Annotated in this window: 25 protein-coding genes, 1 tRNA gene and 2 pseudogenes; 13 read left to right on the forward strand and 15 right to left on the reverse strand. The window is 59.4% G+C overall.

The window, feature by feature from the left end:
- Positions 1–112 precede the first annotated feature (112 nt).
- The 9 genes from AC0V6U_RS05935 to AC0V6U_RS05975 all read right to left on the reverse strand — a co-directional run bounded on the left by AC0V6U_RS05935 (position 113) and on the right by AC0V6U_RS05975 (position 8,804).
- Entirely contained in the window at positions 113–823 is a 711-nt protein-coding gene (locus tag AC0V6U_RS05935) for a molybdopterin molybdotransferase MoeA (RefSeq protein WP_472645264.1), read from the reverse strand.
- Entirely contained in the window at positions 718–1,317 is a 600-nt protein-coding gene (locus AC0V6U_RS05940; protein WP_472645265.1) for a MoeA family protein, read from the reverse strand. The genes AC0V6U_RS05935 and AC0V6U_RS05940 overlap by 106 nt, the downstream gene beginning before the upstream one ends.
- Positions 1,314–1,787, reverse strand: a complete 474-nt coding sequence (moaC, locus tag AC0V6U_RS05945; protein WP_472645266.1) for a cyclic pyranopterin monophosphate synthase MoaC — start codon at positions 1,785–1,787, stop codon at positions 1,314–1,316. The genes AC0V6U_RS05940 and moaC overlap by 4 nt, the downstream gene beginning before the upstream one ends.
- A gap of 291 nt (positions 1,788–2,078) precedes the next feature.
- Positions 2,079–2,864, reverse strand: a complete 786-nt coding sequence (gene trpC, locus AC0V6U_RS05950; RefSeq protein WP_472645267.1) for an indole-3-glycerol phosphate synthase TrpC — start codon at positions 2,862–2,864, stop codon at positions 2,079–2,081.
- A 10-nt stretch (positions 2,865–2,874) separates the two neighbouring features.
- Complete coding sequence (trpD, locus tag AC0V6U_RS05955; RefSeq protein WP_472645268.1) at positions 2,875–3,867, reverse strand: anthranilate phosphoribosyltransferase; 993 nt, start codon at positions 3,865–3,867, stop codon at positions 2,875–2,877.
- Positions 3,864–4,463, reverse strand: a complete 600-nt coding sequence (locus tag AC0V6U_RS05960; protein WP_472645269.1) for an anthranilate synthase component II — start codon at positions 4,461–4,463, stop codon at positions 3,864–3,866. The genes trpD and AC0V6U_RS05960 overlap by 4 nt, the downstream gene beginning before the upstream one ends.
- A gap of 15 nt (positions 4,464–4,478) precedes the next feature.
- Positions 4,479–5,327 (reverse strand): phosphodiester glycosidase family protein, encoded by an 849-nt coding sequence (locus AC0V6U_RS05965; RefSeq protein WP_472645270.1) that lies wholly within the window; start codon positions 5,325–5,327, stop codon positions 4,479–4,481.
- Positions 5,324–6,847, reverse strand: coding sequence for an anthranilate synthase component I (gene trpE, locus AC0V6U_RS05970; RefSeq protein WP_472645711.1), 1,524 nt, complete (start codon positions 6,845–6,847; stop codon positions 5,324–5,326). The genes AC0V6U_RS05965 and trpE overlap by 4 nt, the downstream gene beginning before the upstream one ends.
- 784 nt (positions 6,848–7,631) lie before the next feature.
- Positions 7,632–8,804, reverse strand: coding sequence for a peptidylprolyl isomerase (locus AC0V6U_RS05975; protein ID WP_472645271.1), 1,173 nt, complete (start codon positions 8,802–8,804; stop codon positions 7,632–7,634).
- Positions 8,805–9,009: 205 nt separating this feature from the next.
- Between AC0V6U_RS05975 and tpiA the strand changes: the two genes are divergently transcribed.
- From tpiA to pyrG, 3 genes are all read left to right on the forward strand, one after another.
- Positions 9,010–9,771, forward strand: coding sequence for a triose-phosphate isomerase (gene tpiA / locus AC0V6U_RS05980; protein WP_472645272.1), 762 nt, complete (start codon positions 9,010–9,012; stop codon positions 9,769–9,771).
- A gap of 100 nt (positions 9,772–9,871) precedes the next feature.
- On the forward strand, positions 9,872–10,237 hold the full coding sequence (gene secG, locus AC0V6U_RS05985; RefSeq protein WP_472645712.1) for a preprotein translocase subunit SecG: 366 nt from the start codon (positions 9,872–9,874) through the stop codon (positions 10,235–10,237).
- 104 nt (positions 10,238–10,341) lie between these two features.
- On the forward strand, positions 10,342–11,976 hold the full coding sequence (gene pyrG, locus AC0V6U_RS05990; RefSeq protein WP_472645273.1) for a CTP synthase: 1,635 nt from the start codon (positions 10,342–10,344) through the stop codon (positions 11,974–11,976).
- A 375-nt stretch (positions 11,977–12,351) separates the two neighbouring features.
- On the opposite strand, the gene AC0V6U_RS05995 is transcribed toward pyrG, so the two are convergent.
- Positions 12,352–12,828 (reverse strand): Hsp20 family protein, encoded by a 477-nt coding sequence (locus tag AC0V6U_RS05995; RefSeq protein WP_472645274.1) that lies wholly within the window; start codon positions 12,826–12,828, stop codon positions 12,352–12,354.
- A 208-nt stretch (positions 12,829–13,036) separates the two neighbouring features.
- On the opposite strand from AC0V6U_RS05995, the gene grxC reads away from it, so the two are divergent.
- From grxC to AC0V6U_RS06015, 4 genes are all read left to right on the forward strand, one after another.
- Positions 13,037–13,300 (forward strand): glutaredoxin 3, encoded by a 264-nt coding sequence (gene grxC, locus AC0V6U_RS06000; protein ID WP_472645275.1) that lies wholly within the window; start codon positions 13,037–13,039, stop codon positions 13,298–13,300.
- 10 nt (positions 13,301–13,310) lie between these two features.
- Positions 13,311–14,141 (forward strand): carbon-nitrogen hydrolase family protein, encoded by an 831-nt coding sequence (locus AC0V6U_RS06005; protein WP_486169402.1) that lies wholly within the window; start codon positions 13,311–13,313, stop codon positions 14,139–14,141.
- Positions 14,142–14,149: 8 nt separating this feature from the next.
- On the forward strand, positions 14,150–14,755 hold the full coding sequence (locus tag AC0V6U_RS06010; protein ID WP_472645277.1) for a DUF1178 family protein: 606 nt from the start codon (positions 14,150–14,152) through the stop codon (positions 14,753–14,755).
- A gap of 62 nt (positions 14,756–14,817) precedes the next feature.
- Positions 14,818–14,894, forward strand: a tRNA-Arg gene (locus AC0V6U_RS06015).
- A 5-nt stretch (positions 14,895–14,899) separates the two neighbouring features.
- Here the strand turns inward: AC0V6U_RS06015 and AC0V6U_RS06020 are convergent.
- A complete protein-coding gene (locus tag AC0V6U_RS06020; protein ID WP_472645278.1) occupies positions 14,900–15,814 on the reverse strand; it encodes a haloalkane dehalogenase in 915 nt (304 codons plus the stop codon).
- A gap of 251 nt (positions 15,815–16,065) precedes the next feature.
- Between AC0V6U_RS06020 and AC0V6U_RS06025 the strand changes: the two genes are divergently transcribed.
- From AC0V6U_RS06025 to AC0V6U_RS06035, 3 genes and pseudogenes are all read left to right on the forward strand, one after another.
- Positions 16,066–16,383: an FtsB family cell division protein gene (locus AC0V6U_RS06025; protein ID WP_472645279.1), complete on the forward strand. Its 318-nt coding sequence runs from the start codon at positions 16,066–16,068 to the stop codon at positions 16,381–16,383.
- A 321-nt stretch (positions 16,384–16,704) separates the two neighbouring features.
- Positions 16,705–17,719, forward strand: a pseudogene (gene pdhA, locus AC0V6U_RS06030) (pyruvate dehydrogenase (acetyl-transferring) E1 component subunit alpha).
- A gap of 3 nt (positions 17,720–17,722) precedes the next feature.
- Positions 17,723–19,087 carry a pyruvate dehydrogenase complex E1 component subunit beta gene (locus AC0V6U_RS06035; RefSeq protein WP_472645280.1) on the forward strand — a complete coding sequence of 455 codons (1,365 nt, stop codon included), beginning with the start codon at positions 17,723–17,725 and terminating at the stop codon, positions 19,085–19,087.
- Positions 19,088–19,171: 84 nt separating this feature from the next.
- Here AC0V6U_RS06035 and AC0V6U_RS06040 read toward each other — a convergent pair whose 3' ends face one another.
- From AC0V6U_RS06040 to AC0V6U_RS06050, 3 genes are read right to left on the reverse strand one after another with little or no spacing between them, the layout of a single operon-like run.
- Entirely contained in the window at positions 19,172–19,891 is a 720-nt protein-coding gene (locus AC0V6U_RS06040) for a TadE/TadG family type IV pilus assembly protein (protein ID WP_472645281.1), read from the reverse strand.
- A complete protein-coding gene (locus AC0V6U_RS06045) occupies positions 19,888–20,505 on the reverse strand; it encodes a TadE/TadG family type IV pilus assembly protein (RefSeq protein WP_472645282.1) in 618 nt (205 codons plus the stop codon). The genes AC0V6U_RS06040 and AC0V6U_RS06045 overlap by 4 nt, the downstream gene beginning before the upstream one ends.
- Positions 20,502–22,535 carry a TadE/TadG family type IV pilus assembly protein gene (locus AC0V6U_RS06050; protein ID WP_472645283.1) on the reverse strand — a complete coding sequence of 678 codons (2,034 nt, stop codon included), beginning with the start codon at positions 22,533–22,535 and terminating at the stop codon, positions 20,502–20,504. The genes AC0V6U_RS06045 and AC0V6U_RS06050 overlap by 4 nt, the downstream gene beginning before the upstream one ends.
- Before the next feature lie 188 nt (positions 22,536–22,723).
- Here AC0V6U_RS06050 and AC0V6U_RS06055 point away from each other — a divergent pair, with 188 nt between their 5' ends.
- Positions 22,724–23,386, forward strand: a complete 663-nt coding sequence (locus AC0V6U_RS06055; RefSeq protein ID WP_472645284.1) for a squalene/phytoene synthase family protein — start codon at positions 22,724–22,726, stop codon at positions 23,384–23,386.
- Between the two features lie 46 nt (positions 23,387–23,432).
- The gene (locus tag AC0V6U_RS06060) at positions 23,433–23,897 is read left to right on the forward strand and encodes a CREC-EF hand family protein (protein WP_472645285.1); all 465 of its coding nucleotides are present in this window, start codon (positions 23,433–23,435) and stop codon (positions 23,895–23,897) included.
- A gap of 7 nt (positions 23,898–23,904) precedes the next feature.
- On the opposite strand, the pseudogene trmFO reads toward AC0V6U_RS06060, so the two are convergent.
- Positions 23,905–25,289: pseudogene (gene trmFO, locus AC0V6U_RS06065) on the reverse strand (methylenetetrahydrofolate--tRNA-(uracil(54)-C(5))-methyltransferase (FADH(2)-oxidizing) TrmFO).
- A 65-nt stretch (positions 25,290–25,354) separates the two neighbouring features.
- Here trmFO and AC0V6U_RS06070 point away from each other — a divergent pair.
- Positions 25,355–26,050 (forward strand): lysoplasmalogenase family protein, encoded by a 696-nt coding sequence (locus tag AC0V6U_RS06070; RefSeq protein ID WP_472645286.1) that lies wholly within the window; start codon positions 25,355–25,357, stop codon positions 26,048–26,050.
- The last annotated feature ends 11 nt before the right edge of the window (positions 26,051–26,061 follow it).

The following is a 26,061-nucleotide window of genomic DNA, read 5'->3' on the forward strand; positions in this document are numbered from 1 at the left end:
AGGTCGATCGCCCCAGCGCCGGTTAGGGTGGCGAGGGACCATTTCGCGCACCAATAACGTGAACGAATGCGGAACAATTAGGAAACTTCATTCACCGAGTCAAGTCGGCAACTCACGCAATACCGCCATTCTCGAGGGTTAATGCGGTAACGAGCTCTCCAGCGCTCGCCGCATCCGCGCCCTCGCGCCGCACGATCAGGCAGTTCGCCGCAGCCAATGCCGCGAGCGCGCTGGAGTCCTGAGAGCCTGCGCGGCGCACCGTGCGACCATCGTGAACAGCGCGCAGGAACTCGCGCCGCTTGCCAATCGCTGGCAGGCCCTCCGCCAGAGGCAATGTCAAAGCTGTGGGCAGGGGAGTCGCAGCCCCCATCGCCGCTCGCACCAGCGGCAGAGCGAACAGGAAGCACGTCACGAAGCTCGAGACAGGATTGCCCGGCAGACCTAGGATCACTTGCCGCGTGCCACGCGCGCGCTCCCGCGTCGCTACCATCAGCGGCTTGCCGGGTTTGATCGCGACCTTCCAGAACGCGATTTCAGCGCCCCATGCCTCGAGCGCAGGCTGGATCAGGTCATGATCGCCCACCGATGCGCCGCCGGAGGTGATGAGAATGTCCGCATCCTCCGCCTTGGTCAACGCGCTCGCCAAGGCGCTGTGATCGTCTGGCACGGGGCCGATGCGCGCCACATCGCACCCGAGCGGGCGCAGCATGCTGGCGATCATCGCGCCGTTGCTTGCCGGGATTTGGTCCGCGCCGCATTGCTCTGGGTCTGCGGCCAGTTCGTCCCCGCTGTCGAGCACAGTAACGCGCGGAGCCGCTCGCACACTGAGCCGTCCGTGGCCCGCCGATAGCGCGAGCGCGAGTTGCCCTGGCCCGATGCGGGTGCCAGCGGTGAGGACCGTATCGCTTTCAGCAAAGTCGAAGCCGCGCATCCGCACGTGCTTTCCCGCCGCAGCGGCGTATCGCGGGCGGTCACCAGTGCGCCGTCCACATGCGCATTCTCCTGGATCAGCACGCGGTCCACGCCATCTGGCATATGCGCTCCGGTCGATATCCGTACGCATTCGCCGCTGGACAATGCGCCTGCGAACGGCGTGCCTGCTCGGCTCTCTCCCACGCGCTTCCACGGGCCATTACCGGCAATCGCATAGCCATCCATCGCTGACAGATCGGCGGGCGGCTGCGTGCGCCGTGCGGTGAGGTCCGTCGCTAGGTAACGCCCCAGCGCTTCCTCAGCGGGCAGCTCGCATGTCGCCATCTCTGGCGCGAGCTCCAGCAGCCGCGCCTGCGCGTCTTCCAGGGTTAGCAGAGCGCTCAAAGGTCGGCCTTCCAATGCCCGCTCTTGCCCCCGCGCTTCTCGATCAGGCGGACTTCGCCGATCACCATGCCCTTATCGACCGCCTTGGCCATGTCGTAGATCGTGAGCAGCGCGGTCGACACCGCGACCATCGCCTCCATCTCAACGCCCGTCTTGCCGGTCAGCGAGGCGCGGGCGGTTGCCCGGATCGCGTCCTGTTCGAAGGTGAAGTCGAGCTCCACCGCGTCGAGCGCGAGCGGATGGCACAGCGGGATCAGCTCGCCTGTGCGCTTGGCTGCCATGATCCCGGCGATCCGCGCGGTCCCCAGCACATCGCCTTTGGGCGCATTGCCATCGCGCACGGCGGCCAGCGTCTCTGCCGTCATCGCGATCCGGCCAGAGGCAATCGCGACACGCTCGCTTGCGGCCTTACCGCCAATGTCGACCATGCGGGCTGCGCCGTCTTCGCCGAGATGGGTGAGTTTGCTCAACGCTTGGCTCCCTTCGCTTCATCGCGTGTAGAGCACGCTTGGAACACATGGAACACAGTACAGGGGTTTAAAACCAATCGATCGCAGACGCGGGTATTGATCGGATTTATCGATTGAAAAGATTGAGCCGCGCCACCCGCACCCTCCACCCTTCCACCCGGATGATCACTCCGGCGTACAATCCGGGTGGAAGGGTGGAGGGTGCGGGTGGATCTGCACTTGGTCGAAAAAGCCATATCCATCTTCTGCCAGCTTTGCGGAATGTAGGACAGACCCTGCACAACTGGCCGCCTAGCCGTTCAGCAATGTCCGCGTCGCCGCCGCCACATCATCTGCGCGCATCAGGCTTTCCCCGACCAGGAAATTGCGCACGCCCGCCCGCGCGAGCCGGGTACAATCTTCGTGGCTGTTGATCCCACTTTCGCCGACGATCAAAGCGCCTTCAGGGGCGAGCGGAGCAAGCCGCTCGGTCGAAGCAAGATCAGTGGTGAAGGTCTTGAGGTCACGATTATTCACTCCGACCAAAAGCGACTTGAGCGAATGCGCGCGTTCCATCTCTGCCTCATCGTGCACTTCGACCAGCACATCCATATCATGCTCGCGCGCAGCCGCCTCGATTTCCTTCATCGCGCTGGTTTCCAAAGCGGCGACAATTATCAGGATCGCATCCGCCCCAATCGACCGAGATTCCACGCATTGCCATGGATCGACCATGAAATCCTTGCGCAGAACCGGCAGGTTGCAGGCGGCGCGCGCTTCAATCAGAAAATCCTCATGCCCTTGAAAATAGGGCTTATCCGTGAGCACTGACAGGCAAGTCGCCCCGCCAGCCTCATAATCGCGCGCATGATCCGCCGGGCGAAAATCCTCGCGGATGATCCCTTTGGAGGGCGAGGCCTTTTTGACTTCGGCGATCAAGCCAAAGCCGGATGTGCTCGCTTGGCGCAGCTCCCACTCAAACCCGCGCACCGGGCTTTGTTCGCTCGCCCGGCTCTCTAGATCAGCAAGCGAAATGGAGGCCTTGCGCGCATCGACTTCGCGGCGCTTGGTGGCGCAGATTTCTTCAAGTTTGTTCATGATGCCGGGCCTATTTCGCCAATTCGATCCAACGGGCAAGCAATTGTTTGGCCTTTCCGCTGTCCAGCGCCTCTGCCGCCATTTCGGCGCCAATGCCCCAATCGTCGGTCTTGCCAGCCACAATCAATGCCGCCGCCGTATTAAACATCACCGTATCGCGATACGCGCTTTTTTCGCCGTCGAGCAGCGCGGCAAGCGCCTTCGCATTGTGCTGGGGGTCGCCGCCACGGATCGCTTCCAGCGGTGCGTGGTCTAGCCCTGCTGCGCTGGCATCGACGCGCTTCATGCTAAAATCATTCCCCGTCACGTCAGCGATTTCATTGCCGCCGGCGAGGCTCAATTCATCGAGTCCTTCATCGCCGGACACGATCAAGGTGCGTTCCGTGCCGAGCCGCGCGGTCGCGTCGCCATAGATCGGCACGTAGCCGGGACGCGCAATGCCGATCAACTGGCGTTTGACGCCGACGGGGTTGGATAGCGGCCCCATGAGGTTGAAGATCGTTCTGCGGCCCAGTTTTTTGCGGATCGGTTGGATGCGTCCCATCGCCGGATGATGATTGGGCGCAAACAGAAAGCAGATGCCGATTTCAGCAAGGGTTTTTTCAGCCGTTTCGCCCGCCACCTTCATATCGAGGCCGAGCACTTCCAACGTATCGGCCACGCCTGCTTTGGACGAGATCGCACGATTGCCGTGGCGCGCCACGGGCACGCCGCAGGAGGCGACAATCAAGCCCACAGCGGTTGAGACGTTAAGCGTATGGTGGCCATCACCGCCTGTGCCGCATACATCGATGGCATTGTCCGGCCCCGCGACCGGGACGAGGCGCGCCCTCAATGCCCGGGCGGCTCCAGCGATTTCTTCCGCTGTCTCACTGCGCTCGGTCATCGCAAGCAGAAAACGCGCAATTTCTTCGTCGCTTGCTTCGCCATCGAGGATCCAGCCAAACACCTCTTCTGCCTCGGCCTCGCCCATATGCGGGACGGCTAGCGGTAGAGTTTTCATGCGAGCTCCTTCGTTGGCAATCCGCAAAGCGTCATGAAATTGGCGAGCAAGTCATGGCCATGCTCGGTCGCAATGCTTTCAGGGTGAAATTGAACGCCGTGGATCGGCAGGCTTTCATGGCGAAAACCCATCACCGCTGCGCCGTCAAGGCCGGGTGTCTCGCTGTGGGCGTTGGCGATCAGGCCAGTGGGTTCCTGCTCGACGACCAGGCTGTGATAGCGTGTGGCGTTGAAGGGCGAGGGCAGGCCAGCGAACACGCCGGTGCCATCGTGGGTTACGGGAGAGGTTTTGCCGTGCATCAAACCGCCGCGCACCACTTTGCCGCCGAAATACTGGCCGATGCTTTGGTGGCCAAGGCACACGCCGAGCAGGGGCTTTTCCGCATCCGCGCAGGCCGCGACCAGATCGAGGCTGATCCCCGCCTCATCCGGGGTGCGCGGGCCGGGCGAGATCAGAAAGCCGCTGGCATTTGTAGCGATCGCTTCACGCGCGCTCATCGCGTCATTGCGCTCCACCCGGACATCCGCGCCCAGCTCCATGAGGTAATGGACCAGGTTGAAGGTGAAGCTGTCGTAATTGTCGATGACGAGTATCATGTGTGCGTCCCCGGATCAGCGATTGGTAACAGCGATGATCGGGCCAAGCCCGGTGCGGCTGTCGAGCCGCTCGCTTGCCGGATCCCACAGCGATGAGACCTGACCATCGAGGTAAAGCGCATCGGGCACATTCAGCTCGTCACGGTAAAACCGGGCGAGCTGGCCAAAGCTGAGCGGCGCCTCTGAGCGCACAAAATGTGCCTTGCCGTCCTTATCAATCCCAACCCCGTTGCGGATCGCCCGGCTTGGGCCATTTTCCGCGATTTCCGGGTGCAGCTTTCCGCCGATCACCAGCATCGGGCCGGATTGCGTCCCGAATTGTGGGCGGTCGCGGACGTTGGAAAAGAAGCTGTCAGAGGTGCGGATGCGCCATGAACCGCCGGTGCCATAGAACACGCCATTGGGCTTCAGGTGGAAATTGCCTGAGCCATCGGAGCGGTTCAGCTCTTTGATCCGGTCGCCGCCTTGCACGTAATAGCCGATGGGCTGGCCGTTATCGCCATACATGCCGCCGTTCACCGCAAAGGCGACGGTGCTGTGATCAATGCTGCGGGCAAAGGCGCTCAGCGAACCGTAGGCCGCGCCGCCGCTGGGGCCGAGCGCGGTGCGAATGCGGTGCTTGGCCGGGTCGGCGACGCAGTGAGTTAAGCGCACGCCTTCGAAGGTGGCGGACTTGCAGACAGAGGCGAGGGCTGGGGTTTCTTCCGCCTCAGGCACATCTTCTTCGGCCACTTCCACCACTTCGGGTGCGGGCATATCGGAATGATCGCCAATCGCGGCTCTGGTGACAGGTTCGCCAGCGGGCTGCTCCTGACAAGCGGCGAGCGCAAACATCGCGGCGAGGATGATGGGCAAGCGCTTCATTGGCCAAACCCCGGCTCGCCCGCGACCCGCACGGCTTCGCGCGCAGCCGCGATCAACGCGCCCGCTTTCGCGCCGCATTCCGCGAGCTCATAGTCTGGATCGCTATCGGCGACGATCCCGGCGCCAGCCTGCACATGCATCATTCCATCCTTCACCACGGCCGTGCGCAAGACAATGCACGAATCCACCGATCCATCGGGCGCGAAATAGCCCACCGCCCCGGCATAGGCACCGCGTGTTTCCGGCTCCAGCTCAGCGATGATCTCGCACGCCCGGATCTTGGGCGCGCCGGACACCGTGCCCGCTGGAAAGCCCGCGAACAGCGCATCGAGCGCGTCTTTATCTTCCGCCAGCTCGCCAATCACATTGCTGACAATGTGCATGACATGGCTGTAGCGCTCGATCGTGAAGCTGTCCGTCACCTCCACGCTGCCGCGCGCGGCCACTCGGCCCACATCATTGCGCCCCAGGTCAAGCAGCATGAGATGCTCTGCCAGTTCTTTCGGATCAACCAGCAGGCTGGCCTCATTCGCCTTGTCCTCGGCCGCATCCCTGCCGCGCGGCCTGGTGCCAGCGATGGGGCGAATGGTGACCTCTTTCTTGCCGCTCGCATCATCGCGCACCCGCACGAGGATTTCTGGGCTGGAGCCGACAATGGCAAAGCCCGGCAGGTCGAGGAAATAGAGGAACGGCGAGGGGTTCACCCGGCGCAGCGCGCGGTACAGTTCCAGAGGGGGCAGCTCAAACGGGCAGGTGAAGCGCTGAGCGAGCACAACCTGGAAGATATCGCCTGCGGTGATGTAGTCCTTCGCGCGGGCGACCATGGCCTTGTAATCTGACGCGTCCATCACCGGTGACAGCTCAGGCTCAGCGGGTTCATTCATGCGAACGGGCGCAGGGCGGCGCTGCGAGAGCTTGCTAAGCGTCTCGTCAATCCGCTCCCCAGCGCGGGTAATGGCGCTATCAACCTCTCCCGCCTGCCAAATTGGCGCGATGCAGAAAAGTTCATCAGTCAGCCCGTCGAACACCAGAATTATGGTCGGACGTACAAACAGCATGTCGGGTAGTTCAAGCTCGCTGTCCGGAGCACGCGGCAAGCTCTCGACCAGACCAATCGTTTCATAGCCGAAATAACCGACCAGACAGGCGAGTGCAGGCGGCAATTCCTCTGGCACATCAATGCGGCAGGCCTGCGCCAGCGCGCGCAGCTCCGTCATCGCATCGCGGTTGCAAGGCTCAAAAGCCTCGCGGTCGCTGCGCCATGCCGGGTTGATCGCCGCCGTCTTGCCTTCGCCGCGAAACACTAGATCAGGATCGAGACCCAGCAGACTGTAGCGCCCGCGAATCTCGCCGCCTTCCACCGATTCAAGCAGAAAGTCGCCGCGCCCCGGCTCTATCAGGCGCTGGGCAGCGCCCACCGGCGTATCGCTATCCGCGACAATCCGGCGCCAGACCAAGGCAGGCTTTCCCGCCCGCAGCAGTTCGGCCGCGGGCCTCGCATTTTCAGGGGCACCACTCACAGCAATGGCGGCGCGCTTAGGTTTCGCTGCGGCGAGCTGCTTGCGCACCGCCTCGATCGCGTCTTCATTGCGGTCCACGCCCAGCTCTTCGCGCATCGCTGCGGTCAATTGCTCGGCATATTCGTTGGAGATCGCCGGGCCCAGCTGAGTAAGCGTCGCTTGCAGCAAGGGATCATCATCCGCGACTTCGTCGGTGCTGATCTCGTCCAGATCGACCACGAACCAGCCCAGACGATTCGCGCCCTCGAGCCGCTTCGTCGTGCCTTCCGCCATGCTGAACAGCAAAGCGAGCGGCGGGGCGGGGCGCTGCTGCTGTTGCAGCAATTCGGTACGTCCCAGATCAATCGTCTGGATTGGCGGCAGGCTGGTCTCTTCCGCATTGACCGCTTCGACCAAAGTGCCTTCGCCGCGCATCCGCTCAAGAATGCGGTCAGCTGCCGCTTGCGCCGCGCTGTGTCCCTCGAACAAACGCCAATCGAACTCGACCCGCTGGCGAATGTCAGCGAGCGCCGCGACCGAGCTTTCAGTCACTTCTGGCACTTCAAACACAATGAACACCTGGCCGCGAACAACCTCGGCCAATTGCGGCTCGCCTTCTTCCATTTCGAAAGCGGCACCGAGCGCAGCCTGAAGCTCTGGCGGAGCGGTTGCGCCTTCTGCGCTCTCGAACACCCGGCCATCGGCGGTGAGGGCAGGGGTGGTCTGCAAGGTCAGGCCAAATTCCTCCGCCACATTGGACAGCGAAATGCCTTCATCCACCTGCTCTTCGATGCGTGCGCTGAAATCAGACAAAGCGGCGGCGCGTTTTTCCACCGTCAGGCGCTCTGTGATCTCTGGCGTTGCGTCGGCAAGACTTCGAGCCGAGCGTGCTGATCACGTTATCGACGCGGGCGATATACCAACCGAGCGAGCTGCGCGCAGGCTCGGCCAATTGACCGCGCGGCGTCGCGAACACTGCCGTGGCAACCGCGCTGCTGGTGACAGAGGCAAGCGAATCCTCGGTCTGACCTTCACTGGAAGAGACTGAGAAACCGGCATTTTGCGCAGCGGCCTCTAGCGACGTGCCAGAGCGGACCGCATCGCGAATCGCATTCGCGGCATCCTGCGTTGGCACGAAGAAAGAGCTGATATTGCGCGTTTCAACTGCGGCATATTGATCGGCATCGCGTTCATAACGGGCCGCGATCTCTGCGGCGGTCGGCTCAACACGGGTGTTGATATCCGCCTCGCTAAAGGTCGCATAGCGAATGGTCCGCCGCTCTGGCTGGATATAACGCGTGCGGTTTTCTTCAAAGAATGCGCTGATTTGCGCGTCGGTTGGATCGGCTTCCGGAGCGAAGGATGTGCTCGGGATCAGCGCGATCGTGCCCTTGCGGCGTTCCCGCAGCAGAGCGGTGTAACGGCGAGCAATGCTGCTGGGCACCTGCGGTGCGCCGAGCGACGGCACCAGCATTTGCTGGGCGAGCAGGCCATCGGCCAGATCACGGCGCAAAACCGCATCGGTCAAGTTCTGCGAGCGCAGCGCGTTTTGATAGACCGCCTCGTCAAATTCACCGGTCGCCCCGCGAAATGCCGGGATCTGCAGAATTTCGCTGTTCACCAGGTTCGTGCCCGCGCGCAGGCCATATTTCTCGGCGTATCCCGCAATCGCATAACGATCGATAAGCTGCTCCAGCACCTCTTCAAGGCCGCCTTGCTCGATGAACATTGGCATCGTCGTGGTCGGGCTTTGCTCGCGCACTTGGCGCAGCGCCGAATTGGCCAATTGGTTAACTTCTGAGCTGTCGATCCGGTCATCGCCAACCACGGCGATCCGGTCATTGCCAGCAACGCCGCCAAACGTGTTGTTATTGGCCACATCGCCGCTCGCAAACGCGAATGCGATCAGCACCAGGAACGCCAAGGTCAGGCCGAGGCCGATTTTCGATTGAAAGAATCTGCGAAAGAACGAAATCATCTGGTCTTTAATTCCCAAGCCATTAGGGGACTAATACCGCTGGTTAGCGGAAAACTGGTTCGGCTTTATCGGCCCTGCGACCTCGCGGCAACAGTCCACGATGCGTTTTGACTGGATCACTTTCCTCAGCTAGCGGACGCGGCCCCCTGCTCCTAAGTAAGGGGCGAGATTCGAATAACGCATAATATTGGCGCAGGATATTATTATGGCCCAGCGGCCTTACATCGTCGGAAATTGGAAAATGAACGGCACTCGCGCAATGCTTTCTGAAGCACGCGCAGTAGACCGGGCCGCTCAGCGGCACATGAAGGTGGAGGTCGCATTGGCCCCGCCATACACGCTGATTCATGCGGTTCACCGCGAGGTGGAGCAGATCTGGGTCGGGGCGCAGGACTGCTCGCCCAACCCGGATGGAGCGCACACGGGCGATATCTCAGTGCCCATGATTGCGGATGCGGGCGCAAAGTTTGTGATCCTGGGCCACAGCGAACGCCGCCAAGGTTACGGCGAGACGAATAAGCTGGTGCGCGCAAAAGCGGACGCCGCGCTCGAAGGCGGGCTGCGTGTTATTATTTGCTGCGGCGAGACGCTGGAAACGCGCGAGGCGGGCAAGGCAGAGGCTTTTGTCGCCGACCAATTGAAGGCATCCTTGCCGAAACTTGAGGATGCTGGGGAAAAAGTCACCGTCGCTTACGAACCGATCTGGGCGATTGGCACCGGTAAAACCGCAACCGTGGATGATATTGCCGCGATGCATGCGATGATCCGCAAACTGCTGATCGAAACCTATGGCGAAGAGCAAGGCGCAGAGGTCCGCGTGCTATACGGCGGCTCGGTTAAGCCTGAAAACGCTGGGGAAATCCTCGGCACACCAGAGGTTGGCGGTGCGCTGGTCGGCGGGGCCAGCCTGACGGCAGAGACGTTTATGAACATCGCTCTGGCCGCAGGAGACACGGTCGAGGGATAGGGCCCAATACCCCTCACTGGGTAATCAGGCTTGTGCGCGCGCCGCTGCGCACCTAAATGGCGGTTTCATTCAGATAGGTTTTGTTTAGCTCATGTCGTCGATTTTTCTGTTTCTCACTGTTGTTCAGGCGATTGTCGCCGCTGCGCTGGTTGGCGTGGTCCTCATGCAGCGTTCAGAGGGCGGCGGCCTGGGCATTGGCGGCGGCGGCAACCCCGGCGGCGCACTGGGCGCACGCGGTGCGGCAGATTTTCTGACCCGCGCGACCAAATGGCTGGCGGTGACATTCGTTGCGCTGTCTATCGCGCTCGCCGCGGTGGCTGTGGATGCGACCGGCGGCAGCGACATCAGCACGACCATTGACCGCGATGTTCCGGCCGCTGATCCACTCAGCACAGGCGGCGCAGCTGGCGCGGCACCTGCTCCAGTAGAGACGACCGGCGAAGAAGACCCGCTCGCGGCTGAATAAGCGCGACAATTTCGTAACATTTTGTGATGGCTGTGGATGGGCGCACTTTTCAGTGCGCAATTCGCTTGCCACGAATCCACTTCGAGGCTTAATCCCCAACTCCCATGGCGCGGTACATTTTCATAACCGGCGGCGTGGTCTCCTCGCTCGGCAAAGGTCTCATGGCAGCAAGTCTTGCTGCCCTCCTACAGGCGCGCGGGTATAAAGTCCGCATTCGCAAGTTCGATCCGTATCTCAATGTCGATCCCGGCACGATGAGCCCGTATCAGCATGGCGAGGTCTATGTGACCGATGACGGGGCCGAAACGGACCTCGACCTTGGCCACTATGAACGCTTTACCGGCGTTTCTGCGCGGCAAAGCGACAACATCACCTCTGGCCGGGTCTACCGCGATATCATCACGAAAGAACGCCGGGGCGATTACTTGGGCGCGACCGTGCAGGTGATCCCGCACGTGACCGACGCGATTAAGCAATTCGCGCTCGATGATCAGGACGATCTTGATTTCATCCTGTGCGAGATTGGCGGAACAGTGGGCGATATCGAATCTCTGCCGTTTATGGAGGCGATCCGGCAGCTCAGAAATGATCTCGAGCCGCTACAAACCCTAAGCGTGCACGTAACGCTGGTGCCTTACATCGCGGCGGCGGGTGAGTTGAAGACCAAGCCGACGCAGCACTCTGTGCGCGAGCTCGCCAGCCTTGGGATCAAGCCTGACGTGCTGCTGTGCCGGGCAGAGCATCCAATCCCGGACAGCGAGCGGCGCAAAATCGCCAATTTCTGCAATGTGCGGATGGAATCGGTGATCCCCGCGCTCGATGCGCCCTCGATCTATTCCGTACCGCTGCAATATCACGAGCAAGGCCTTGATGCCGAGGTTCTGCGCGGCTTTGGTATCACTGACGCGCCTGAGCCTGACCTGTCACAATGGCACGACGTCACCGATCGCTACTTTAATCCAGAGGGCGAAGTGACAATCGGCGTGATCGGCAAATATGTCGGCCTGCAAGACGCCTATAAGAGCCTCAACGAGGCGCTGGTCCACGGCGGCATGGCCAACCGGGTCAAGGTCAACATCAAGTGGATCGATGCAGAAATCTTTGAAGGCGATGAGGAAGAAATCATCGCCAAGCTGGAGCCGCTGCACGGCATTCTGGTGCCCGGCGGATTTGGCGAGCGCGGCAGCGAGGGCAAGATTGCTAGCGTGCGATTTGCCCGCGAGCGCAACGTTCCCTTCTTTGGCATCTGCCTCGGCATGCAAATGGCCTGCGTCGAAGGCGCGCGCGATGCCGGGATCGATGCGGCATCCTCGACCGAATTTGGTGAAACCAGCGAGCCTGTGGTCGGGATCATCACCGAATGGATGACCGAAGAGGGCCTGCAAACCCGCGAAGATGGCGGCGATCTGGGCGGGACCATGCGGCTTGGCGCTTATGATGCGAAGCTAGGCGCGAACAGCCACGTCTCGCGCATTTATGGCGGTGCAGATGAAATCTCTGAGCGCCACCGCCACCGTTACGAGGTCAATGGCGCCTACATCAAACCGCTTGAGCAGGGGGGCCTCGTATTCTCCGGCATGTCACCTGATGGCTTGCTGCCAGAAATCGTGGAGCGGCCCGACCATCCATGGTTCGTCGGCGTGCAATTCCACCCCGAGCTGAAGTCGCGTCCGTTTGATCCGCACCCCTTGTTCGCGGGCTTTATCTCAGCCGCGCTGGAGCAATCTCGCCTCGTTTGAGCGCGCTTTGAGGCCACACATTTGCGGTGCGACTCGCGGTCTATCCAACGCAAAACCGACCATCAGTTCGTCATCTGCAACCTATTTTTGTAGTGTTCTTAAAGCCCTACAAAAATGACCTTGCACCGATTGCAAGTTTACCCTTACCGACGCGGTAAGGAGCCTAGCGGCTTTCACAGGGGGTTGGGGGCAACTCGCCTTATGCAAATAGCGGGACCGCATTGGCGGCCCGTGCACTGCTCGACGCGAGTCTCACCGTCTTCTGCGACCCAGACGGTAAGCCTTGCTAGAGGCGGCAAATGTCGCGGGGGCGGACTTTAACGGTCCGCCCCCACATTTTTTTCAGAGAGTTTGTAAGTTGGTGAAGCGAGCGGCTTAGGCCGCGTTCGCGTCATCTTCTGATGCGTCAGGAACCGCGGTCAGAGTGGCCGCGCCGTTCACTGCAATCTTCTTCGGCTTCATCGCCTCTGGCACTTCGCGCACCAGATCGATCACCAGCAGGCCATCGGCCAGATCGGCGCGCTCTACCCGGACGTGATCGGCCAGCTCAAAGCGGCGTTCAAAGCCGCGATTGGCGATGCCCACATGCAGCATCTCTGCCGCCTCGTGGCTTTCCTCGCGCTTCTTGCCCTGCACAGTCAGCAGGTTTTGCTGAGCAGTGATCTCAATGTCTTCCGGGCGGAAGCCTGCAATCGCCAGCGTGATGCGGTAATTGTCTTCGCTGCTGCGGGCGATGTTAAACGGGGGGTAATTATCGCTGGAATTGCTGCGAGCCTGGCTTTCGAGCAGGTCGAACAAGTGGTCAAAACCAACGGTGGTCCGGCGATAAGGGGTAAAATCTAGACGTGACATAATTTCAAATCCTCGTGTTTGAGCAATCTGTATTTTCAAAGCGGGCCTGCCGAATGCAGCACCCAATTGCGCCAGCATTAATCCCCAAGACTGGCGGATCGTGCTGACAGGACATATCTAGGGTGCCATACAGTGCCTTTCAAGAGGCAGTGCGCCGGATAAAAGAGGCGCACTTTCAGTCGCTTAAACAAGAAAAGAAGAGTTTTTAATGACCCAGCCCAATATCGATATCTACTCCAAATTCACTTGCCCATTCTGCGTTCGCGCTAAGAATTTGCTGAAGAGCAAGGGCGCAGAATTCAACGAGTTTGATATCACCATGGGCGGCCCGAAGAAGGCGGAGATGCTGGAACGCGCACCGAACGCCCGCACCGTGCCGCAAATCTTCATCGGCGATCTGCATGTGGGCGGCTCTGACGATTTGGCGGCGCTGGAAAGCTCGGGCCAGCTTGACGCCCTGCTCGCGGGATAGGGCTTCTAACGTGCCCAAGATTGCTGTCTTGCAAATGACCTCGGGCATCGACCTAGAGGCTAACTTCTTCGCTGTAGAGGAGGCTGCCGAACGGGCCGCGCAAGAAGGCGCGCAGGTTCTTTTTACTCCGGAGATGTCGATCCTCCTCGACAGTAATCGAAAGCGAGCGGCAGACTGGATCGACGATAGTTCGGCATCATGGGAAGTCATGGAGAAACTGACTAACGCCGCTACGCAGAACGAGATCGACATCGCCCTTGGATCCATGGCCGTCAGCGCAAGTGACGGAATGTGGGCGAACCGATCGATGTATTTCGATCATCAATGCGACGGACCAGTTGATCCGGTGACCTACGACAAGATCCATATGTTTGATGTTGATCTTACGACTGGTGAAAGCTGGCGCGAGAGCAGTGCTTACAAACCGGGCGATCAGGTCGTCACCGTTCCCGACACCCCGCTTGGCAAGCTCGGCCTCACCATATGTTATGACATGCGCTTTCCAGCATTGTTCGAGGCTCTGGGCCAGCGTCAATGCGATGCCATTGCTGTTCCTGCCGCTTTCACCGTGCCCACCGGCAAAGCGCATTGGCATGTTCTGCTGCGCGCCCGCGCAATCGAGGCGCAGGCCTTTGTCATCGCCGCTGCGCAAGTTGGCAAGCACGAAGATGGCCGCGAAACCTATGGGCACAGCCTCGTGGTCGACCCCTGGGGCGAAGTTCTGCTCGATATGGGCGGTGAGGGGCCGGGCCTCGGCTTTTGCGACATTGATTTGGACCGGATTAAAGAGGTGCGCGGTCAGCTGCCCAGCCTTGCTAATAAGCGGGAAATCCCCAAATAGGGCGCATCATGATCGTCTTTGACCTCCATTGTGAAAGCGGCCACCGCTTTGAAGGCTGGTTCCGTTCGTCCAGCGACTTTCTCGACCAGAGCGAGGCGGGCTATGTCGCCTGTCCGGAATGCGGAACCACGCGTGTCGCCAAAGCGCCCATGGCGCCAGCTGTTCCGGTAAAGGGCAACAGCGCGCGCAGCGATGTGAAAAAGGCCGAGGCAGCGAAGGAAGCGGTGGAGGCGGCATCGCAAGCTGCTGCTGCAACCAAGAAATCGGATGCTTCTGGCGCAGGCGACACTGCCAAACTGTCGTCTGATCTAATCAAGACGCCCGACACTCAGGCGGTCCCTGCGAGGGCTGGGCAGCTGTCCAACACACCGATGACCGCAGAAATGAAATCGGCCATCGCTAGCCTCGCAAAGGCTCAGGAAAAGGCGCTCAAGGACAGCACGTGGGTCGGCAATAAGTTCGCCGAGCAGAGCCGCGAAATGCATTACGGCGAGCGTGATGAAGCCCCAATCCACGGGCAGGCGAGCCTCGATGAAGCCAAGGCTCTAGCCGAAGAAGGCGTGCCGATTGCGCCGCTGCCATTCCCGGTTGCACCGCCAGAAAAGCTGAATTGAGTGGGATGACCGGCGCGGCGCGATATTGCGCTAACAGCAAACGCTGCTAATTGCCTGTCCGGGGCCCCGTAGCTCAGCCGGATAGAGCACCAGATTCCTAATCTGGGGGCCGCGTGTTCGAATCACGCCGGGGTCACCACTATCTCAGATCAGAAAACCGGCCTTTTTCGCGGTGTCGATTACGCCTTGCGCCAGCTCAACCGGGCGATCTTCCTGACAGAAGTGCCCACAGGTGGAGAGCATCGCATGCGGCTGTCCCTTGACCCCGGCAATCCGCGCGGAAAGCGCCTCGCCAAGTCCGCCGGTCACCGGATCATCTTCGCCAAACAGAGTGAGGAATGGCTTATCGAATGCGCTTAAACCCTCCCAAGCGGCGGTGTTCTCCGCGATGCCAGCCATGCCATCTTCCACCGGGACCAGCTGAGGGAAAGCCCGCGCGCCGGCCTTGCTTGGTTCATCGGGGAAGGGCGCATCATAGGCCGCGATTTCTGCTGCGGTCCGCTCCGTCGCCGTGGCGCGTTGGAGCAGGTCGCCGATCTGGAAATCGGGTGAGGCCTTGGCAAATTCGCGCCACGCCAGAAACGCGGGCGAGGGGGTGCCGCCGGTCGGCAGGAACGTGTTGCTGGCCACGACACAGGCGAAACTGTCCGGCGCCTCACCAACCATGCGCAGGCCAAGCAATCCGCCCCAATCCTGGCAAAACAGCGCGGCGGTTTGAGGCACAACCTTCGAACGCCATTGGCCCAGCCAATCCATGTGCCGCTGATAGGTGTAAAAGCCGATGTCGTCGGGCTTATCGCTCTTGCCGAACCCGATCAGATCCGGCGCGAGACAGCGGAACCCAGCGTCAACCAGAACCGGGATCATCTTGCGATAGAGATAGCTCCAGCTCGGCTCGCCATGAAACAGCAGGACCGGCGGGGCATCCTTCGCCCCCTCGTCGAGGTAATGCATCCGTCCAGAATGCCCATCGCCCAGATCAATGTCGCACCAATTTTCCGCGAAGGGATAATCGGGCAGGTCAGCAAAGCGGGCGGGATCGTAGGACAGAACTTGCATCAACGGGTCTCCTCTATCCCCGCTGGGTATCATAGAGCGCCGCGATCAACAGCCACAATCTGAGTTATTGCGCGACATCGAGGCTCGCTTCGGAGGAGTTGTTCCGCAGCGCTCCATTTCCGATCAAACACCGCTTGTTTGGACCCGCAAAAGCGGCAATTTGGCGCTAGTTGTAAATTAAAGTCACATTTATGACCGTGTCTGTCGTTTTGTGCTTGAACCGCGCAGTTAACTATGATTCTGTGAGACTTATGGGACGTCGGGGAAAACTTCAGCAATTGCCAGCGGATCAGGCCAAGCAAGGCCTGGCTCTGCTGGTGCTGCTTGTGCTCACAGCGCTCGCCATTGCTGGCCCAACCGGCCTGCTCGCGTGGAATGAAAACGCGAACCTTTTGGACAAGCGTCAGGCGCAAATCGCGATGCTATCGGCAGAGCGGGATGAGCTGCGCAATCGCGTGAGCCTGCTTGATCCCGGCGCGGCCGATCCCGATCTGGTTGGCGAACTGCTGCGCCGCAATATGAATGTTGTGCACCCGGATGAGGTGGTGATCACCGTCGAAGACGAGTGATGGGCTGATCGCACACATTTGCACCTTTCTCAAAATGCAGCGCACCAATCTGGTGAACCAGCGCACCCCTTTCACATACGTATGCTGAGACAAATTTGGCCAAGAAATGGTCTGCTTTACGTTGCGTCTTGCCCGAAAACGCGATTATAGCGCGCTAGCAATCTTCTCCCCAATGGCGGCGCTGTGCGCGCGGCCAATCAAAGGAAAAACGCATTGGCTAAACAGCCCTCAAAAACCACTGCTTCTGCAAAACAGAGTAAGACTAAGGCGAAGGCCGCGAGCCCCAGCACCGTTGCCGCTCCGTCTGATGATCCCGATTTCATCCTGCATTCGTTGCAGGCGGAATTTGAAGAGCAAAAGCGCTTTAACGCGACGCCGGAACAAATGCTCAAATTCTATGAGCAGATGCTGCTGATCCGACGTTTTGAAGAGAAGGCCTAGCCAGCTTTACGGCCTCGGTCTGATCGGCGGCTTCTGCCACCTGTATATCGGTCAGGAAGCGGTTGCGATTGGACTGCAAAGCGCGCTCGACAATGACCGTGACAGCGTGATCACCGGATACCGCGATCACGGCCACATGCTCGCTTACGGCATTGATCCCAAGGTCATCATGGCTGAGCTGACCGGCCGCGAAGCGGGCATTTCCAAGGGGAAGGGCGGCTCGATGCACATGTTCAGCACCGAGCACAAATTCTACGGCGGTCACGGTATCGTCGGCGCACAGGTTGCGCTGGGCGGCGGGCTCGCGCTGGCGCACAAATACAATGAAGATGGCGGGCTGTGCCTGGCATACTTTGGCGATGGCGCGGCGAACCAGGGCCAGGTCTATGAGACCTTCAATATGGCGTCGCTGTGGAACCTGCCAATCGTGTTCGTGGTTGAGGACAATCAATATGCGATGGGCACAGCAAGCTCGCGCAGTTCAGCGGAAACCCGTTTTCACCGCCGCGGCACGGCGTTCCGCATCCCAGGCATGGAAGTGAACGGCATGGACGTGCTCGAAGTGCGCGCCGCAGCCGAGGTTGCCTTCAAGCACGTGCGCGATGGCAAGGGCCCTGTTCTGATGGAGCTCAACACCTATCGCTATCGCGGGCACTCAATGTCGGATCCGGCCAAATACCGGACCCGCGAAGAAGTGCAGGAACAACGCGACACGCATGATCCGATCGAACGCTTGAAGAAGACGCTGATCGAAGGCGGCAAGTCGGAGGAAGACCTCAAGGCTGTCGATAAAGGCATTCGCAAGGTCGTTGCCGAAGCCGCTGATTTTGCAGAGACTTCGCCCGAACCAGAGGCAAGCGAGCTCTACACCGATGTTCTGGTGGAGGAGTATTGAGCCATGGGTATTGAACTCAAGATGCCGGCGTTGTCTCCGACTATGGAACAGGGCACGCTCGCCAAATGGCTAAAGGCCGAGGGCGACACGATTGAGCCGGGCGATATCATTGCCGAGATCGAAACCGACAAGGCGACAATGGAATTTGAAGCGATTGATGAGGGCGTATTGTCCAAGATCATGATCGCGGAGGGCACAGAAGATGTTGCTGTTGGCACCGTAATCGCGATGATGACGGGCGAGGGCGAAGAGGCGGACGACACCAGCGCGCCTGAACCTGCCCCTGCGGCTGCTGCCGCACCGGCCGCTGCGCCAAAGCCTGTAGCGGAAAAGCCAGCGCCATGGGCGCCTGCACACGATCCAGAAATCCCGGAAGGCACCAGCTTCACCAGCACCGCCGTGCGTGAAGCCTTGCGCGATGGCATGGCGGAAGAAATGCGCCGCGACGAACGCGTGTTCGTGATGGGCGAGGAAGTCGCCGAATATCAGGGCGCCTATAAGGTCACCCAGGGCCTGCTTGACGAGTTCGGTCCAAAGCGCGTGATTGATACGCCAATCACCGAATATGGCTTTGCCGGCATTGGCACTGGCGCGGCGATGGGCGGTCTGCGCCCAATCGTCGAATTCATGACGTTCAACTTCGCGATGCAGGCGATTGATCACATCATCAATTCCGCCGCGAAGACCAACTACATGTCGGGCGGCCAAATGCGCTGTCCGATTGTGTTCCGCGGCCCCAATGGCGCGGCGAGCCGCGTTGGCGCGCAGCACAGCCAGAACTACGGCCCATGGTATGCGAGCGTTCCGGGCCTGATCGTGATCGCGCCTTATGACAGCGCCGATGCGAAAGGCTTGATGAAGGCCGCCATCCGCAGCGAAGATCCGGTCGTCTTCCTGGAAAACGAGCTGGTCTACGGGCGCAGCTTTGATGTCCCAGACCTCGATGACCATGTCCTGCCAATCGGCAAGGCGCGGATCATGCGCGAGGGCTCTGACGTGACCATCGTCAGCTATTCCATCGGCGTTGGCCTCGCGCTTGAGGCGGCTGAAGAACTGGCAGGCGAGGGCATCGACGCAGAAGTCATCGATCTGCGCACTCTGCGTCCGCTGGACAAGCAAGCGGTGCTGACGAGCCTTGCCAAGACCAACCGTCTGATCGTGGCGGAAGAGGGCTGGCCAACATGCTCCATCGCATCTGAGATTCAAGCGATCTGCATGGAGGAAGGCTTCGACGATCTCGACGCCCCCGTCCTGCGCGTCTGCAACGAGGACGTCCCGCTGCCATATGCCGCGAACCTAGAGGAACTGGCGCTGATCAACGCCAGCTCCATCGTCGAGGCCGCGAAGAAGGTTTGCTACGCCGACTAAAGGCGCTCATAACCGACACACGAAAAAGGGCTGAACTGCACGAATGCGGCTCAGCCCCTTTTTGTGTTTTGTGTCGTAAGATGTTTAGAACGTGTCGAAGCGGTTACAAGTTGCAGGCGTGACGCCGTCCGATTCAAAAAGCTGAGCCAAATCGCGCACGTCCCGCACATTGAACGCTGCAGTGTAGCGAATTTGTTTGGTCGAAATAATCTCATCAAATGGCGTCAGCCCGGGATAGTCGTAAAAGACTTCCACGAACATCACAGCCGTACCAGGCGCTGCGGTAATCTCGCTGCCCGGATCGCCCATACCCTCGAAGGTCTCCCCGTTCTGACCGTCGCCCTCGACACCATAACTGGAGCCGATATTCTTCAACCCCATACAACGCTGCCAAGCGATGAATTGCTGAGAATCGTCGACGCCATCGCTGGGCGTTGGGTCATATTCCTGAAGACTAGAGAGGACGACACGGCCATTGTCTAGGATGTCCAAACCGCCGCCCAACTTCCATGCACCGATAAACACTTCCGTGATATCAGCCTCAGTTACCCGGCGTGCTTGCAGCACTTCTTCAGAGCCCACTCGCGACGCGTTATCGGCCAGCTGCACAGCGACCTGACTAATGCGCATGTGAGTAACGGTGTAATTGGCAACTTCGGTGCCAAACATCCCCAATGAAAGGACAATTGGCATAGCGAAGGCAAATTCCGTCAGCGCCAGACCCGAGGTATCATCGCGCAACAAAGGCAGTCGTGCTGCACCATTTTTAAGTGCCCTGAGTGCTTTTTTCGAACGGGCGATCATGCGCAATTTCCTGTTTCGAGTGTGCGATCTTGTTCATCAAACGGTTGGTTTCGAAGTACCGTTGAGGCCGCTAGGGTTACATTCTCGTCAAGGCCTATCAGACCAGCCATCGGGAATACCCGTGGGTAGGTGACGGTTGCAGTGTAAAGTACCGCGTCTCGCGCACTACCGATACCAGCCTGACCGCGATCAGGGTCCCATTGGCCATTGTCGTTCATATCGAAAAACAACTCGTTGTTGTTACAAATCCCGTCCAGATTATCGTCATTGAAGTCTTCGGGCTGCCCTATATCGGAGAAATCAAAGTGTGAGAGTTTCTCCAGATCCACTTCAGCAGTGTTGGGTAACACTTCTGAGACGATATTGATCACTTGCCCATCAATCGTATCTTGCTGACTACCTGCACTTTCTAGTGTCAGGTCCCGTCCAGCTTTCTGCATCGCGCCATTGAGCAAGGCACTGGTGTATTGCGTATGAGCAAGGTCAAACACACCCATAACCAGAACGACAAGGATGGGTGCAACAAAGCCGAATTCGACCAAGGTCGCCCCGCGCTCATCACTAGCTAGCTTGCGCATGCTCAAGCGAGAGTTCTCAAACATTTGTCCGATCATGATGTCAGCCTCAATGCAGCGATTTCTTCTGCGATTTCCGCGAAGGTATCAGCCAGGCTGGCTCCGTCTCGCGGGAAGTAAGCTCGGTTAGGGCTCGCACATGCAGTCAGACTAACGACAGTTGGATCAGTGGGATCATCTGCATCAATACCATCACTGAAACCAATCACCCAGACAGTGATGTTCTCCTGGCGCGCAGCCTGACAAGCAGCCTGGAACCGCCTTTGGTGTCGTTCCATTTGCTGATCTTCTAGGCCGTTTTCAGTGACCGTCTGCTGCCACCATTCGAGACCATATGTTGAGTAAACCCACTCCCGTGGCTGAAGATCCCCATCCGTCATGTAGACAATGTGCCGTGCAATCGCATCACCATTTGGCGCAGTTGCGTTCTGATCTGCAAAAATCCCATTTGGAGAGATGAAGCGAGCGCCCCAGATCATTCCAATGTCATGATAAGTCGCTCCGTCGGGCTGCAAACCATTGAGGTAGCTGACCAAATCGCCACGAGTAAAGGCTTCGCTTGGGCCAATGGGCTCTAGCGTCCTCGCCGCAGCAGGACATAGATCAAACCCACTTGAAGTTACTGACTCAAATTCCGCAGTGGTGTTCTCTACGGCCCCCCTGACCCGGCGATTTTCATTGGCGAAACTTTGGGGGCTTGTATCATTCACCCGGTAGAATACCGCACCAGGCAACCATGGCTTCCATCTTTCTGCCTCGGTAGAGGGTCGCAAGTTGATGTCCAAATCAGGCGTGCTATCCGGGATCGGATTGTAGTTGGCGACGCTGTTGTCAGTGTCTGCCTCCAGAATACATCCGGGCCAACTTACATTCGTGAATGTCCCATCGTCACCAACAGGAAGGTTGATCTGATTGTTTGTGTAAATCGATGAAAAATCAACAGCTTGCCAATCCGTCGCTTCAGCGGGAACATTGGCAGTGTCGAGGTCTAAATAGGTGTAATCTGCGAAGGTCTGGACCTGCTCCTCAATGAGGGTATAATCCACCTGCGCGGTTGATTCAAAAATATCATATCCGACCCGGCAATATCCATCGTTACCATATCGATAGTTTGGATCGCGCCGCTCAATCTCAACAGTCGCGTTGCTGCCAGTGGTGGTGCGGAAATTTCCTGAGACATTTTGGCTCGTTACGTTGCCAGAGGAAATGTCCAACGAACTTTCGTCAATGGTCTCACTAGGCCCGCTCGTAAACTCAGGCACAGCTTCTTCACAACGGCTTTCGCTCACGTAGCCTGCAGCTGTGGTCAAAAAGCGATCAAGTGTTTCAGTGCCAGGGTCAGTAATATCGTCCAGCTCGAGGCTAACCCGATCCCATCTGACATCAAAGTTCGCATAGCGCGTGGGATAAGTTGCTTCGGTTGCCATAAACTCTATTGGGATCGAGGCGCCCACATTCACGTTATTGGCGAACGGTACAAACCCGTAGCGAATCTGGGCACTTCGCGCACTATTTGTTTCAACAGAGTCATAAAAATCAAGAACCGCAGCCCGCAGAGCTTGAATACGCGTTTGACCTGGTGTTCCTGACGGATCGTCCATTGAGCCGGTCACATCCAAGACGAACATCACATCGGTATTGGCGATGTTGACCTCAGCGGAACATGCGACCGTGAGATCAAAGCCCTCAAAGCCAAAAATATGCATTAGCGATGTCGGCAAACGGCCGCTTGCTGTGCCCTCGACGCGGTCGTCATCCGGCGCAGTAAATGAATGAGTCAAGCTCTCGAGACCAAACAGGCCATCTTCATAATTTTCTTCGAAAAAGTCCGTGCCCACGCCGCCGTGAGTGGTAGAATCGAACGCGGTCGCATCTCCCATTGCTCGGCGAGCGGCGAGAGCGCCAGCATCGCAGGCTGCCTGCAAACGGGTGGAGGCCATGTAGTAACGGCTCGCGTCAACCGCGCCGCCCACCATTGCCACGAGTGGCACCATAGTAGCTGCTGCGATGACGATGGTATTCGCTGTCGGGTCTTTTGCTAGCGCCCTGAAAAACGATGGGTTGCCCATGACTTTCGATATCCTTGCGAGAAAACACGTGTGTAGGGCTGACATAGCGGCACTAGGTAAGTGCAATCTCAACGTGCATGGTAAATTTTGAGTGAATACGCAGATTGCGTTTAACCATGATTTTGTGGGCGAAAGGCGAGCCGTAAAAGGGGTGTGAAAGCGGGCATTTTGCCGCTAGCGCAGGGCCCGTGGAAACGATTGAAACTGACACTCTGACCAGCGAATTTGAGCTGGCGCTGGCGCATACGCCGACGGGCACGCGCCCTCGGCTGCGCGCTTTATTTGGGCTCGATCAACGGCTTGCGCGCATTATTGGTAAGGCGACCGAGCCGATGCTGGCTCAGATGCGCCTGTCGTGGTGGCGTGAGATGTTGGAGCAGGAACTGGCGCAGCGGCCGCAGGGGGACGCGGTGCTTGATGCGATTGGCGAAAACTGGGCCGGAGAAGAGGCCGCCTTGCGCGATGTTGTTAACGGTTGGGAACATTTGCTGGCCGATCCGCCACTGCCGGAGGCTGAAGCGCAGAAATTCATTGAGGCGCGAGCGAGCGCGCTTTGCGCCTTTGCGAGGGTTTCGCCGGGGGAGAGGGCATACGACCGTGTTAACCTTGCGGCTCAAATCTGGGCGATTGCGGACCTCGCGGCCAAGGTGCACTCGGATACCGAACGCAATCTGCTCCTCGATATTGGGCATCGGCTGTGCGCTCAAAAGCCAGAAAAACTGAGCGGTTTTAAAGGCCTCGCCGTGCTTTCTGCTTTGGGGCGGCGGGCCATTGCAAATGGTGGGCGACCACTGATGGAAGGACGCGGCGCTGGTTTTACCGCTTTTCGTGCCGCTTTGCTTGGTAAGTAAAACACGCTAGTATTCGCGCTTCGGTGCAATTCATGGGGAGGGGCCCATGCGACAAGTAGTTCTCGGGGCGTTTCTTGGCTTGATCATGGCCGGTGTTGGCACATTTTGGTGGCAAGGCCGCGCTCAGGTGGAGGAAAACGCGCCGCCGCCGCCTGAGCCGGAAGAAACCGCGCCTGCTCCCGATGTCTTACCAGAGGCCGATCCGGGCGATCTTACCGGCCCCGCGCCGCCAGAGGCGAGCGAGCTGACCAAGGAAGAACGCCGGTTCTTCCGCTATGACCGCAATCGCGACCGGATCATCACCCGCAACGAGATGCTCTCGACCCGCTCTGATGCGTTTCGCAAACTAGACGTGGATGGTAATAATCTGCTGACTTTTGAGGAATGGGCGGTGACAACCTCAAAACGTTTCGAGGGCGCAGATGCCGACGGCAATGGCCAGCTGACCACGGCCGAATTCGCCAGCACCGCTCCGAAACGCTCGACCCGTCGGCCAACCTGCCGCTGCTAGTGCGCGGCTAGGCGGGAACCGGCTCTCCAGCTTTGAGCCATTCGGCCAGCTCCGCCTTGGCCCGATTGGTGTAGGCTTCCTTGCGCTGTTTCTTGCCGACCTCATGCAGCGGCGGGAACAGGCCGAAATTCACATTCATCGGCTGGAACGTATCCGCCTCTGCATCGCCAGTGATATGGCTTAGCAGGGCGCCGATTGCTGATGCCGCGGGGGAGGGGACCAATCGCGCCCCGACAGCTCCTCGGCCGCCATCATCCCCGCGATCAGGCCAACGGCCGAGCTTTCGACATAGCCCTCACACCCGGTCACCTGACCGGCAAAGCGGATATGCGGCGCGGCTTTGAGACGCAGCTGACGGTCGAGCACCATCGGTGAATTCAGGAAAGTGTTGCGATGTAGGCCGCCCAGGCGCGCAAACTCAGCGTTCTCCAGGCCAGGGATGGTGCGAAACAACTCCACCTGAGCGCCGTATTTCAGCTTCGTCTGAAAGCCGACCATGTTCCAAAGCGTGCCCAGCTTGTTATCCTGCCGCAGCTGGACCACGGCATAGGGCCAGCGCCCTTGCGGGAATTCCTCGGTCACATCGCGCGGATTATCGAGCCCGACCGGCTTCATCGGACCGAAGCGCAAGGTATCGACTCCGCGCGCCGCCATCACTTCGATCGGCATACAGCCATCGAAATAGGGCGTGTCCTTCTCCCATTCCTGGAATTCGGTTTTATCGCCGTCGATAAGCCCCTGATGAAAAGCGAGATATTCCTCTTTTGTCATCGGGCAATTGATGTAATCGCCGCCCTCGTTTGAGGCAGAGGTCGTCTTGTTCCAGCGCGATTGGATCCAGCAGATGTCCATATCTATGCTGTCGTGGTGAACGATCGGCGCAATCGCGTCGAAAAATGCCAGCCGCTCTTCACCCGTCGCCTTAACAATGCTCTGAGCCAGCGATTGCGCGGTGAGCGGCCCGGTGGCGACAATCGTCATACCGCTATCGGGCAGGGCATCGACCCGTTCCCGCACGATCTCGATATTGGGATGCTCGCTCAGCGCCTTTTGCACCTCGGCAGAGAAGACATCGCGGTCCACTGCCATCGCGCTGCCAGCCGGCACGCGGGCGACCTCACCTGCACGCATCACAATGCTGTCCATCGCGCGCATCTCATGGTGCAGCAGGCCGACCGCATTCTTGGTATCATCATCGGAGCGGAAGGAATTGGAGCACACCAGCTCTGCCAGCCCGTCCGTTTGGTGAGCAGGCGTCATCTCGCCGCCTTTGTCCTCCGGCGCACCGCGCATTTCAGACAGGCGCACCCGCACCCCGCGCTGAGCCAGTTGCCAGGCCGCCTCGCTGCCCGCGAGACCGCCGCCGATTATGTGAACATCGTGTGATTTCATACGCACGGACCTAGTGCTTGCACGCCCCACACTTCAAGTCCAAGAAGCGCAAATAGGGGTTCACAATGGCAAAAGATGCAGCAAACTCTTCCGATCACGCGCTTGCCGCGCATCGTCCATGGCTGCTGGTGAGCCTGGCGGCGGCGATTGCCTATTACTTCCTATGGAACAATCCCATCGGCGGCGTGTGGCTGATTGCGCTGAAGGGGGCAGGGGTTGGTTTTCTGGCGCTCTACGCCATGCGCCGCACTCGCGAGGTAGAGCAAAGCGTAGATGCCGCGCTGATCGCTGTGTTCCTGGCCCTATGCGCGGGCGCAGATATGGCGATTGAGCTCAGCTTTAACGTGGGCGGAGCAGTGTTCTTTGCCGCGCATCTGGCCGCAATCGCCCTGTTCCTGCGCAACCGGCGGGAGAAAACGGTGCTCAGTCAAAAGCTTTGCGCCGCCGCTTTGCTGATCGGGGTGCCCGTCATCTCCTATCTGATCGCAAAAGACCCGCTTGTCGGCCTCTATGGTCTGGGGCTTGGCGCAATGGCGGGTTCCGCTTGGATCAGCCGATTCTCCCGCTACCGCGTTGGGATCGGTGCCGTGCTGTTCGTGCTGTCTGATATGCTGATCTTCAGCCGGATGGGCAGCGTGGATCTGGGATCGATACCCGATGTGGCGATCTGGCCGCTATATTATCTCGGCCAATTCCTGATCGCGACCGGCGTGGTACAAACCCTGCGCGGGGATTTGCCCGCGGACAAAGCCGCGGCTTAGCCGCCCAGCAG

Source organism: Erythrobacter sp. W36, assembly GCF_057364935.1.